Source organism: Streptomyces canus, from assembly GCF_001514145.1.
Taxonomy (GTDB): Bacteria; Actinomycetota; Actinomycetes; order Streptomycetales; family Streptomycetaceae; genus Streptomyces; species Streptomyces canus.
In genome coordinates this window covers 86,453-98,822 of record NZ_KQ948674.1, presented here as the reverse complement: position 1 = coordinate 98,822, position 12,370 = coordinate 86,453, and the positions used below count along the sequence as shown (strand labels likewise).

Below are 12,370 nucleotides of genomic sequence, written 5' to 3'. Positions count from 1 at the left end.
AACTCCTCGTCCAAGAAGATGTGCACTCCCCCCCCGTACACAAGCACCCTGCCGCACGCGCACATGGCCTGCCGGCTCGCGCACGGCGGACGAGCCCTTCCCCTGAGGCACGTCACTGCCCGCGTCGTCGGCGCAGCACGCGCAGAGCATCTGTCCACCGCCGTTGCCGAGGCACCGGGGACACGGCGGGCGGATCCTGCGGTGGCGGAGGGATCGTGGGCGGGGCCGCAGGCGGAGGCGGGAAGTCCTGCGGCAGGTCAGCTGACGGTGCCGGTGCCTCGGCATCCTGCCGGCCGGTCGCTTCTGGCGACTGCGGAAGCTCGGCGACGGTGGCCGGTTCCGTCGTGGCGGCCGGGGCCTCGGCCGCCGGGACCGGAGCGGCAGGTCGCGGAGGGCGTGGGGCGTTCCGTTCGGCATACACCTCGCGGGCTCGTCGGTCGCGCCAGCGGTAGCGGCCCTCCTGGGCGACATACAGCTCGTCCATGATCTTGTGCGCGTCGGCCGGGTGGAAGGCCGCCCGGGTGCGGGTCAGGGAGGACAGGGCGATCGAGACCAGGCCCCAGCAGTCCGCAGTCGGAGCCGGACGGGGCTTGCTGATCCGCCAGTCGTCCCGGGGGTCCTTGCGACGCGGCCACTTCGGCCAGGCCGTCCAGTCCTGCTCGGGGCGGGCCGGGTGCCGGAAGGCGTGGTAGCCGTAGGACACCAGCACGAGTTTCCCGTCGAGCCAGTACACGTGCCCGCCGGCGTCGAGGATGGCCAGCTGCTGCTCGGTGGGGGCGACGCGCTGGTGCTCGACGTCGCGTCCGCCCAAGCGGACCGTGTGGCTGGGGAGTTCGCCGAACTGGCCGAGGTCGCGGCGCAGGAACCAGACGTGTGCGGCGCCGGCATGATGGTCGCGTACAGCGAGGATGCGCCGGCGTACGGCCTGCGGGCTGGGGAGTGTTCCGGGTCGTTCGATGACCACGGTGGTCTCGCCGCACTGCGCGACGACGACCGGCGGCAGCCCGATCGGCTGGTGAGGGTCGTCCCCGGGAGAGGCGAGGGTGCAGCCGGTGACGCCGGGCAGGGCACGGATCTGGTGGCTCAGCTGGATGACGACCTCATCGTCCGCGTCGATCTCCGCCTCCCGGTCGGGCAGCCGGCACGGGCCTCCTCCCTGGTGGGCGAAATGCGGCGTGACCTTCGCTTCCGGCTTGGCTCCCTTGAGGATCAGCGGATCCGTGCAGGCCCGGCACAGGTATCGGCCGCCGGCCAGGCCGATCGGCAGGCCCTCAACCCCCTGATCGACATGGATCGGCCGCTTGGTCTCGGTATCCCACGCGCTTGCACCCATACGGTGATCATGACCGGCGGTACGGCTGTCCGGCCAGACCTTCTCCCGCCACACGGGCACCCTGCACTTCCAGGGCCAGCAGGCCGGGAGGCGACCTGCTCCTGGCGGCCCGCCCGGCGGGAGGCCTCGCCCGACGAGGCGATGAACATGTGCGCGGCAGGAAGTCCGTGGTGCCCGATGCCGTCGGGCGCGAAGGGGCCCCGGCAGCTGCGTACGGGGGATGACGCGGCTGCCGGGGCCCACGGCCAACGTACCGCCCCCGGCCGCCCGTCGGCCGGTGAACACGAGATCGTTGGCCAAGACTCCCCCTCCCCCGCTGCGGTCGGCCGCCCGCCGCGTCACGGGCTCGTGGGCTCGGTCTGGCATGAAGTACCCGAAGTTCCGGCCGAGTTGGCGTCGAATGGCGATCACGTACCGTGGGGCTGACCGGACACGGCAGCCCGCTCCCGTGACCGCGTGGTCGCCGCCGGGACGGGCCCGTGCACGGCGCGAGCGGGTGTGGTCGTACAGGGGGAGGAAGCGGTGACGGAGACCAAGAAGCCGGCGGGCAGCACGCCGCGCCCGGTCCTCGACCCGGATGCGGAACTCTCGGACACGACCCAGAAGGTCCTGCGGCAGGCGATGGAGGACCCTCGCCGGTATGCGGGCCCACCGGTCAACCCACTGCGCGCTGCCGTCCCGCTTCTGGCGCGCGGCGGAGCGGGAGTGGCGAGTGCCGCCGCGGTGTGGTCGTGGACCGGTCGCCTCGAGGTCGCGGATCCCGCCGCGGACACCTCCACCATCGTCGGCGCGCAGGACCATCTGCTACAGAAGGCCGTCGACCTGGTGCACACGCTGCTGTCCGTGTGGCCGCTGGCCGCCGGCGTCGTGACCCTAGTGTGCGCCGGCCTGGTCGCCGACCGGGCGCTCTACAACCGGCAGTTCCGCCGGCTCGCCACCGCCCAGGCGCACCTCGTGCATCCGGAGGATCTGACCGCGGACGCCCAGGAGCTCCTGGCCCGGGCCCGGCAGGCGATGACGGCCGTACTCGACTCCAGAGTGCACCGCGAGAAGTGGCTCGACGCCCAGCGCAACGAGGCGGCCTTCCCCCGGCAGGAGTGGGTGATCGCCCAAGGCCTGCGGGACTACAGCCGAGTGGCACGCAAGGATCAAAGGGCGCCGCAGCAGACGGACAACGCAACGGTGGCCGGGCTGCTCACCTCTCGCCAACGCATGCTCGAGACGAGCCTGCGAGGCATCGAGCGGCGGGTGGCGGCACTGGAGGCGTACGCCGAACAGGTCGCCGAGGCCGATGCCCGCTACGCCAAACTTCGGGAGATCGAGCGGCTGGCCGCGGGCAGCGACGAGCTCCTCGACCTGCTGGCCCGCACCGCGGCCGACGACCTGGCGGTCGCCGAGATCGAGGCACTGACCGACGAGGCTGCCGTCGTCGCCTCGACGTTCACCAAGGCGCTGGAGTCCGCCAGACAGGCAGCCGTGGCCGCCCTTCCCGTCCAGAGCGCGGCATAACCCACCGCACCACCACTCCCCCGCCCACCCGCTGCCCACCGAGGTCGGCTCGCTCACCTGGCCGAACCGGGCCGGGCCGGAGCCCGGGGTCAGGGTCGGGGCTGTTCGAGGTCACCCTCGGACAGCTCGGGATCGTCCTTCGGGGAGTAGCTGGTCATGGCGCTCTGGCGCATCACCGCTTCGATCCGGCGCCACTCGGCGTGCTCGACCTCCGCCGACCGCAGGCATTCCTCGGCCCGGTAGTTGTCCAGCGCCCGCCCGGCGAGGTTGCGCTCCTTCTCCTGGCTCTCCTCGGCAGCGGCACTCACCTCCGGCAGGGTCATCCCGGTGGCGTCCCTGCGCACGTAATACCGGTAGAAGGCGATCGACCACTCCGACAGCACTGTCGGCGTGCCCAGCGGCAGCAACCAGCGCGTCGGGATGAACGTGTAGGCACAACTAGTGGGCAGCTCGACCGGCGCGTTCGCCTCGACGTCGTGGAGCGTGCCCTCGATCTCGTAATGACCGGTGATATCGGGCAGGCCCAGGGTGATGGCCTGCTCGAGGGTGAGCGCCAGGCGCACACGGCTCGTCGTCGACGTCTCGTAGCCGTCAACCGTGCGTTCCACCGGGTCGACGGCAGTGACGGTGAGATCGAACCGGTTCCCGCGGTACAGGTGCAGCCTGAGGCCAGCGGTGAACTCCTCGCGGGTAGCAGGCCTCCGATCCCGCATACGAGGCGGAAGCCGCTGGGGCACACAGACCATGTACGTCTCCCCAACCTGGATCTCCCGGGTACGCATCGAGTCCTCCCGGCGCGACGACACGGTGTCGGCACCCCAGGATCCTTCCCCGGCCGGCCTGCCGCCAGGGCGTACGCAAGCACCTCATAGCGTGCCGGCCCGTAGCCGTCGGCCCTCACCCCAATGGCAGCGGGGCAAACCGGGTCGGCCCAAGGCCTGCCGACGCGTACACACCACTGCCCGCCACTGATCCCGCTGCCCGCCTCATCAGTCCGAGCGTTTCCGGAACCTGCAGAAAGCGCGGCACATCCAGGCCCACGCGACCGGGACCCATCCAGATCCGGTGGCCGAACCGCAACAGCCTCATCGGCCACCCGGCGTCAGGGTCGTCCGGGATCCACTGCGCCGGCGCTGCCTCCGTGCTGGGATGCGTCACCAATACGACGTGCGCACCAGGCGCCGACATCAGCGCCGCCAACTCTCGCGCCGCAGTCACCTCGGCGTGGTCGACGACCACAACGCACGGCTCCCCCGTCGCCCCGTCAGCGATCGCCTGCATCACATCCAAGATCCCTCCAGGCAACGCATCGGGCACCGGTTCCCGCAGACCGTCCAACACCGTCACAGGCCATCCCGACGCCCTGGCCGCCGCCGCGACCCGCCCGGCTATCACCGTCTTACCTGTGCCAGCTCCCCCGCTGATCAGAACGTGCTCGCCATCCCAGGCCAGACCGAGCGTCATCTCCTCCCCAGCGCTAGTCCCCACGGGCACGGCAAGTCGAGTCGGAGCCTTCGTCTCTTGCTGTGTAAGCAGCACGGTCACCCCTCCAAGGTCCAGTGCGGCCTCCTCGGCCGCATCACCTACTAGGGGTGTCGAAACTGGTTCGCGTGTGACATGAGGTGTGGCACCTGTTTCCCATTCCTCAGATGCTGCGCCTCGGCTCCCCTCAACCCGCCGCGCACGAGAGCCCTGGCGAGGCTGGAGTGCTCCTGGGGTGGCCCAACGGTGACGTCGTGCTGGACGACGCCGAGGAGCCCCCGAGGCTTATGCAGGACCTCTTCCAGCGCTGCTCCACAGACACGTAGTGGGCTGTTCCGTCGACGACGACAGTCTCGCCGGTCGCACTACGCTGCAAGCTGGGAGCAGCTTCGAGGCGACCACTCTAGGCGTCGAGCACCCCCAGGTGTCCACCATCTGTGGCAGCACGGCGCTCAATTCCTCCGTCAAGGCTGAAGTTGGCATCCAAGCAGATCTGAAGGGTCGAACAGCAGGAGCATCGTGGTTCGTGATCTGGCGTACTGCCCAGCTAGCAAGCCTGTAGTGGGGCATCTTTCCTCAGCTTTGACGAAGCGGTGCCACAAGGTCTCCCATGACTCCATTGCCGTTGCTCTTGTTCGGTCGGTTGCGAAGTTACCTTCCTTCGTTACTGTTTCGGCGCGCCCTCTTGTCGATGTGGCTTACAGCTTCGGTTCACGTCAAGCTGCGAGCAGTTGCGAAGTCGGTGGACTGCTCACGCGCTCGACTAGCTGGTCTCCGGTGGAGTTTTTTATTGCTTCACCTTGATACTGAAAGACTCCAGCATTCGTAGTGCTGAGGTCTTTCCTTCTCTGGTTCTTCGGCGGCTACGAACGTAGCCAGCTGGCAACCGTGCCGTGCCATCAACCCTCCACAGTTGAGGGGTGGATGTCTCCTTGCTCCTGAGGGAGTCAACTCACCCCGCAGGTGAGTGACTAGGCATGGAAGCTGCGCGCCGATTAAGGAAGCATGCCCGGTCGCCCCTACTCGCGTCACTCCGAATGTTGCCTGGCCGTGTCGCTACTTGGCTGGAATGTTGGCTCGTCCGCTCGTCAGGCCTGACGTTTGCGAGCGCAGATCCGAGTAACTTCTGGACGAGTTTGAGACTCGGCCACGTACCCATTGATCCTTGTAGGGATCTTTGTAGGGATGCAAGTAGGCAGGCGAGTAGCCCTGTAGGGATCTAGGTAGGGATCTAGGTAGAGATCTATACAGGGTGCCAAGTAGGCCTGTAGGGATCTAAGTAGCTACAGATCTCTCTCAATGCCTGACCATTTACTTGCTTGCCACGGTGCACCTGAGGTTCCCCATCCGCCTCTGCCCGTCAGGCCTCACAGGCCTCCTTGGCGACCCCTGGTGCACCCACCCTTCCCAACCAGCTACCCCTCCGACGCTCGATGCTCCAACAGTCCGACCCTCCCAGGGGCCACTCCAGTCCGTCACTACAGCCTGGACAGCACAGACCCTCTTCCCCAACCGCGAATCACCGAGCGTACGAGTTCACCTCGTCAGCACCGCTCGGCCCCCAACGTGACACGCGGAAGCGCGGGTCCCGCCCTACACCCCAATCATTCCTGTTATCTTCCTCGTGTCACGACGTAGCATCTGAAGGCCCGCTACACCACAAGCCGGGATACAGAAGTGTCGCGAACGCCCCAATTTTCGCGAGACTTCCAAGTCTCAGGCTGGCTACAGCAGACCCGCAGCGAGTCGCGGCGTGGCACACATAAACGGTCAAACCTCCTCACAGTGAAAGGCATCCACCATGACCATCGTCTTGGCGATCGCTACGCAGAAGGGAGGGGTTGGCAAGACGAGCACGGTGGTCAACCTTGGCTGCCGACTGGCCATGGACGGGGCAAACGTCCTCATCATCGACCTCGAGCCGCAAGCTCAGGCAGGATCGGCGCTTGGGGTCAACCTCGTTTCCGAGGACGAGATCCGGCGGTCTTTGGGGCTCGCCCTTACCGACTCACTCACGAAGGCGGGCGGCCGCGACCCCCTCGCAAAGATCATGTACGACCGAAGTGAACTCGTGAGCGAGTATGACGGCGGCCGTCTGTGCGTACTCGCGTCTGAGGAATCGACGATGACTGCGGCGCAGAACGCATTCGTCACGAGGCCGTATTCCGACACACCAGTCCTCAGGCGCCGGCTGCTCCACGAGTTCTCGGGCGAGTTCGACTACATCCTCATCGACACACCGCCTGCTGTCTCGTCCCTCAACGCCGTCGGCCTGGCCGCGGCCGACCACGTCATCAGCCTCGTAAACCCGGAGTACCCCACGATCAAGGGGGCGATGATTCTCAAAGAGGCCGTTCAGGCTGTCGAGAACCTCACTGCCGGCGAGTGCAAGCCACGCTTCCTCGGAGCGTTCATGAACCGGTCTAACCCTGAGTCGGCTTGGACCATAGAGGACCTCAACATCCTCGACATGATGATCAATGGCAGCCTGTACCCCTACGTGACGGATATCCGGCGGGATCGGCGCATCTCTCGGGCCTACTTCGACGGAAAGCCAGCCGTCCTCCAGCACCCCAACCAGTCGTGTGGCAAGCAGTACACGGACCTCCTCCAGGAGGTCATTGACCGCATGGACGCACCGGAGGCGTCCTGGCCGATTGCGCAGCTGCCCGACGCAGGTGAGGAGGCAGCGGATGTCTGAGACCCCGGCCAAGAAGACAGCAAAGAAGGCGGCGTCGAAGCGCATCTCCGCTCTCCGACGCCCCGAAGGCAACGGGGCCCTCCTGAACAACCCGGCGCTAAGCGGCGTAAAGGAGACGGTAAGCAGGTCGTACATCGGTGGAGGCCAAGGAGTCATTCCGGGTCCCTCTACATCCGACGATGCTCCGTCGGCCAGCGGCGCCGCAACGCCGGACAGCCGTGACACGGCGGCCGACGCCGCGGTAGCACCGACTACCGACTCTTCCGAGCTCGCCTCAAAGGCTCCGGAGTCAGAACTTCCCGAGATTCCCGGAGATCGAAGCACCACGCCGGACAGCACGCCGGAGCCAGCCAGCGACATCGCCGACGCACCTGCTGGACCTCAGTCCACGACCGCCACCTCTCAGCTCGTGCGTAGCGAAGAGCCTCAAGTCGCTGCTGAGGCGAACGGTGCTGTCACCGGGCCTGATCAAGGCACCCAACTCACGCCCGCAAGCGATCACTCCGCGAACGCCGACGTAGAAGATGGCGACGACGACCACACCGACGAAGCTAACGACGCGAAGCAGGCCGACGCCAAGAAGCGCTCTGCGACACCGCGTGGCCGACGTCGTCAGACCGCTCAGCAGATCCTCGAGAAGTCGTACACCGAGAGTGTGATCGACCTGCGGCTGCGGAAGAAGGAGTGGGCAGCGCATCCCTTCCGCTTCACGCCCGACCAGATCACTCAGATGAACAAGCGCGCCGCCGAAGATAGCGCGGCGACTGGGTTGTCACTTACGTCGGCGCAGTACGTCAACGCCGCGATGGCCATGCACCTGCCCGCCACGCTCGAAGAGCAACTCGATCTCGCCGAGGCCTTCCTCCGAGACATGGGAGCTCGCCGCATCCCCGAAGGACAGCAGTCGTCCTATCGAGTGAGCCCCGAGGTGCTCGACATCGTCCGCCCCTTGTCGAATCACCTCAAAGCGGCAGGAAAGGCGAGAACCGGCTATCACATCTACTCTGCTGTGCTCGCACGCTACTTGCAGGATCTCGCGAGCGAGGGTCCGCTGACGTTCGAGAGCTAAGCGCAAGACGAAGGGGCCACCTCCCGACTCGGGAGGTGGCCCCTTCGTTTTGGGCATCTCCTGCCGTTCGTGCTTTGTAGGGATGTCAGTAGGGACTCAAGTAGGCATGCCAGTAGGTCTGTAGGTATCTACACACTTATCTCTGCTCTCTTCTATCTATGGATCTACGGGTCTTACTGGGCCACGCTCCAGTGCTGCGGCGCATCACGTTTATGACGCCAAAAAACGGACCTCCAGGGCGAGAACCTGCCGAAACACCGAACTGACCGACACGCCAAGTTGCTACGACGTGACACAAACTGGGCCTCGACTGCGATAGTGTGACCGGTGATCAATTGGACAGATGGATTCACCGTGAGGAGGGCCTGACGTGGCGGGGCGCATCACGCCGGCGTCGCTGGCAACGGCCGCGAAGCTCAATCGCATCTGGGTCAAAAAGGCAACCGAACTTGGGTTGATCAGTCCGGCTTCCCTCGACGGCGAAGACGTCATCGTGGTTCAAGTTCTGGCTGTCGTAGATCAGCTCGTTTGGCCGGGCAACAAGCGTTCGAGGAGTCAGTCGAGGACTCTCGAGGTCGGCCTGCCACTCGTGGTGAACACCGCCCGCGACTCCATCACGGACATCCGAACCACCCGGGACACTGTGCTCTGGGTAGTGCAGGACGAGGTTCCTAAGGTCACCAACACCCTTGGCGAACGAGCCCAGTACGTCATCGACGTCCTCGGGCGGAGGTGTGCCTACGCCATTCCGCTCGGCGAGTGGATTGCCACTCTCCCCAAGGGCTACGAGGTCCCAGCGACCCACAGGCTAGCGGGGCAGGGAGTCGTTGCCTCTGCCAGCGCCGACACCGCGACCGAGGACCCCGGCCTGGATCAGTCCGCCGCGGCCTAGAACTTGTGCGCAGAAACTCCGGCTGAGCACAAAAACTGCTGGCCCGGGACTCCACAATCCCGGGCCAGTCACATCGAGGAGGTGAGCGTTACTCCACATCCCTAGCTGAATACGTGTCGCGCGTCCGGCTTCCCTACCTGCCCAGGCGGTGCCGGTTGGCGATGTGAGTTTCCCTCGTACCTCCTCGACTGGAGCCCATCATAGCTACCCGTACGAGGGCTGGCGTAGTCGTGCCCGAAGCAGACCGAAATCGTGCGTCCGCCCGTTCACCAGTTCCTCCGTCCTCGTCGTCCTCGACCGTGCCGTCTGCGTCAGATGGTGTGAAGGATGGCGAGGGGTCTGTGCTCACTTCCAACGAGCCTCTTGTTCTCACGCGGAGCATGCGCAGCGCGCTGCTCTCGTCTGTGTGGACCCTCTTTGCTGACCCGCGTCTGGATGGGGCGAGCGATCCCGTACGTCTCACCTCAGTCCTGGTGCTCGCGAAGGCGCCGGCGGCGTCCGCGCACGTGATCACGATGTCCCGGGATCTGGCCGGCTGGCTGGGCTACGGGGTCTCGCACGTTCTGCACACGGTTGTACCTGATGTCCGGGCCAGCGGGATCGCGACGTGCGTTCCCGCTCGAGACTCGGCCGGTTGGACGCACGCGCTGGATTTCGAGCTGCTGCCGCTCAAGGAGGCGCGTGGTCAGCAGGGGTTGAATCCGCTGTCGCTGTTGAGCCGGCGGGACCTCGCGACGTTCCTTCGCTTCTGCGAGGCGGTGCTGTGCCCGGGCTGGGCGCCGCGGGACCGGCCTGCGACGCCGGCGGGATTCCTCGCGAAGCGGCGGGGGAGAGGGTCGGCCACCGACCGTTTGGCCATGCTGCTGCTGGCGTTGAGCGCCCGTGCCGATGGCGGGGTGCCGATGGCACCGGGGCGTCTCCCGAAGGGCTACACCCGCTCCGAGGCGACGGTGGCCAAGCTGCTGGGCTGCTCCGTCGACGAGGCCCGTCCGGTTCTGAAGCGGTTGCTGGTGCTGGGAGGTGTGGCGTGGGACCGGCCGGAGCGGTACGGGGAAGATCGACTGCTGGTGCCGGCGATCCGGGACGCGTACCAGCGTGCTCGGACAGCGTCGAAGCCTGCGCCCGAGCAGTCAGTTGAGGATGCGTCAGGCTCGTCGGCTTCCGCGGCCCCGGAGGAGCTGGATGCGGGTGCCGGGTGCGCGCGGTGTGGCGAGGAGGGGGAGCGCGAGAGCCTGGTGCTGGCGGGGGATGGCTGGGCGCAGCTGAGCTTCGAGGATGTTCCGGTCGAGGTTCCTGCTGCATGTGGGGTTCAGGAGCCAGAAGTCGAGGCATCGTCGCAGGTGAAGACGGGTGTTGATGGTAGTTCAGGGGAGGCGGTTGCTGCAGGCCCCCACGCTGCCCACCCACCGGTGGTTACTCTCTCTTCTTCATCTGCGGGTGATCTGGACTGCTTTTCCGGCTCTGCCGTCTTGGGCGAGGACCCGCTGCGGGAACGCGCGGGCGCGTACGAGGATCTCCCCGGGGCGACGGAGGTTCTTGACGCTGCGGCCGGTGGGGCGGTCCCGCTTCGCGGGGAACAGCTCAGCGCGTCGACGGGATGGGGGTGGGGCTCGCCGGTGCGAACTGGCGGGTCGGTGCGGCCGGTTGGGGTACCGGACGACCTGACGGTGGCTCTGGCTCCAGTGGCGTGGCTGTGGGCCGGGCTGGGGCGGGCGTCGACCGGGGCGTGGCTGGCGAAGACCGTGCGTCGGGAGCTGGTGCGGCTGCGCAGCTTCGTGGGAGACAGCGAGGGTGTGGCCGAGCGTCGGCTGGCCGAGCGGCTCAAGCGCCGGCTCGACCGGCAGCGAACCCCGGTGCAGGACCTGGCGGCCTGGCTGATCCGGCGGGGGCTGCCGCAGAACAACGGGTGCTGGTCGAACCTGTGCGACGACGGGATCCGCATCGACTCCGGCGGCACCTGCCCCAGTTGCGACTGTCTGATCGGAGATCGGCGTGGCCTGCGCCAGATCGTCGCGACCGAGGTCGCGGCCCAGCATCCGCAGGTGGCTGCGGGGGAGTGGCGCGGGGCCTACGAGGAGGCGCTGCGTGCGAAGTTCGACTACCAGAGCGCGGTGGATGCGGTGCGCTGGGAACGGGCGGCGGAACGCCAAGTTGCCTTCTACGCGGCCGTCGAGGAGCAGAAGGCGCAGCTGGCCGAGGAGAAGGAGCGGCGGGCGGCGCGTCCGTGTGAGGACTGCGGTCGCACCGAGGCCGCCGGGCTGTGCCCGGTGTGCTCGCTGAGCCGGTCCACCAAGGCCCTGGTCGACCAGGCGGTCGACATCGCCGTCGCGGTACGGGCCGACGTGGACGATCCCCAGGCGGTGGCGGCGCTGACGGCGCAGGTCGGCGAGGACACGTGGGCGGTCGTCCGGGGTGCCGGGGCGCCGGACGGCGCCGGTGATCCGGTGTGCCGGGCGTTCGCCGAGAAGGACCTGGCCCAGAAGGTCCTCGAACAGCGCAGGCAGCGGGCCCTTCAGCGGCTGCGGGAGTCCGGGCCGGCCGAGATGGAGGCCGCTCATGTCCGGCGGATGACGCTGCACGGCATGTTCCCGACGGAGAAGAACCGCGAGCGGGCCGAGAAGGCCGCTGCGAAGGCGCGGGAGCGGGTGGCTCAGGACCTGTTGCGCGAGTTCCTCGGCGACCTGGCCCGGGCGCGGGCCGCGGCACTGCCGCGCGAGAGGCCGCCGGCGTGGAGCGAGCGGTGTTCCGACCTGGCGGGCCGCCCGCTCGACGAGGACACGGTCGCGGTCGGCGCGGGGGCGGGGTCGGCGTGATACGGCTTGCACCGTACGGTGGCGAACTGCCGTGCCCGGCGCGGGTCTTACCGGAGGTGTTGGGCGGGCGCTGGGCAGGCACGGCTGTGATCGTCGGGGCGACGCGGGTCACGCGGTGTGCTGCTCGCCGGGGCCCGGTCCACTTCTCAGCCGGTTGTCGCGGGCTCGGCCGGGGCCGGCTGGGTGGCGTGGATCAGCTTGGACCGCGCGTCGGCGCGTTCGGCGGCGGCGACTTCGCCCCAGAACTTGTGGGTGATCACGAACGCGCTCAGTTCCCGGGCTCGTTCTTGCAGGGCCGTGTACGCCGTAGTGTCCTCGGCGCTCCAGCCTTCGGTCGCGGGCCGGACGGAGGGATACCACTTGGCGGAGTCGTCCCAGCCGTCGTTCGGCTCGACCGACCAGGGCCTCTCCGCTTGAATCGTGCGGAGCTCGGCGTGGATCTCATGCAGTTCCCGGCGGGCGTCGAAGAGGACCTTGGGGAAGTCGAAAACGTTCTGGTCGGGCATGAGCGCATCGTAAGCGGCGGGTCTGACACCGCCCGTACCGCGACCAGCCCACCGCCATCGGCGTG

Annotated in this window: 9 protein-coding genes; 5 read left to right on the top strand and 4 right to left on the bottom strand. The window is 67.5% G+C overall.

Features of this window, described 5'->3' with window-relative positions; translation table 11 throughout:
* Window positions 1-112: 112 nt before the first annotated feature.
* Window positions 113-1,333, bottom strand: coding sequence for a competence protein CoiA family protein (locus AQJ46_RS42090; RefSeq protein ID WP_059210626.1), 1,221 nt, complete (start codon window positions 1,331-1,333; stop codon window positions 113-115).
* Window positions 1,334-1,855: 522 nt separating this feature from the next.
* Between AQJ46_RS42090 and AQJ46_RS42085 the strand changes: the two genes are divergently transcribed.
* A complete protein-coding gene (locus tag AQJ46_RS42085) occupies window positions 1,856-2,842 on the top strand; it encodes a hypothetical protein (protein WP_059210625.1) in 987 nt (328 codons plus the stop codon).
* A gap of 89 nt (window positions 2,843-2,931) precedes the next feature.
* Here the strand turns inward: AQJ46_RS42085 and AQJ46_RS42080 are convergent, their stop codons facing one another.
* A complete protein-coding gene (locus tag AQJ46_RS42080; RefSeq protein ID WP_159064134.1) occupies window positions 2,932-3,624 on the bottom strand; it encodes a hypothetical protein in 693 nt (230 codons plus the stop codon).
* A gap of 115 nt (window positions 3,625-3,739) precedes the next feature.
* Window positions 3,740-4,306, bottom strand: coding sequence for an AAA family ATPase (locus AQJ46_RS42075; protein WP_159064133.1), 567 nt, complete (start codon window positions 4,304-4,306; stop codon window positions 3,740-3,742).
* A 1,819-nt stretch (window positions 4,307-6,125) separates the two neighbouring features.
* Here AQJ46_RS42075 and AQJ46_RS42070 point away from each other — a divergent pair.
* From AQJ46_RS42070 to AQJ46_RS57725, 4 genes are all read left to right on the top strand, one after another.
* Window positions 6,126-7,025, top strand: coding sequence for a ParA family protein (locus tag AQJ46_RS42070; protein ID WP_059210622.1), 900 nt, complete (start codon window positions 6,126-6,128; stop codon window positions 7,023-7,025).
* A complete protein-coding gene (locus tag AQJ46_RS55680; RefSeq protein ID WP_159064132.1) occupies window positions 7,018-8,094 on the top strand; it encodes a hypothetical protein in 1,077 nt (358 codons plus the stop codon). The genes AQJ46_RS42070 and AQJ46_RS55680 overlap by 8 nt, the downstream gene beginning before the upstream one ends.
* Before the next feature lie 370 nt (window positions 8,095-8,464).
* Window positions 8,465-8,986, top strand: a complete 522-nt coding sequence (locus AQJ46_RS42060) for a hypothetical protein (protein ID WP_059210620.1) — start codon at window positions 8,465-8,467, stop codon at window positions 8,984-8,986.
* 1,667 nt (window positions 8,987-10,653) lie between these two features.
* Window positions 10,654-11,799 carry a hypothetical protein gene (locus AQJ46_RS57725; RefSeq protein WP_225887537.1) on the top strand — a complete coding sequence of 382 codons (1,146 nt, stop codon included), beginning with the start codon at window positions 10,654-10,656 and terminating at the stop codon, window positions 11,797-11,799.
* 146 nt (window positions 11,800-11,945) lie between these two features.
* Here the strand turns inward: AQJ46_RS57725 and AQJ46_RS42050 are convergent, their stop codons facing one another.
* Window positions 11,946-12,305: a hypothetical protein gene (locus tag AQJ46_RS42050; protein WP_059210619.1), complete on the bottom strand. Its 360-nt coding sequence runs from the start codon at window positions 12,303-12,305 to the stop codon at window positions 11,946-11,948.
* Window positions 12,306-12,370: the final 65 nt, after the last annotated feature.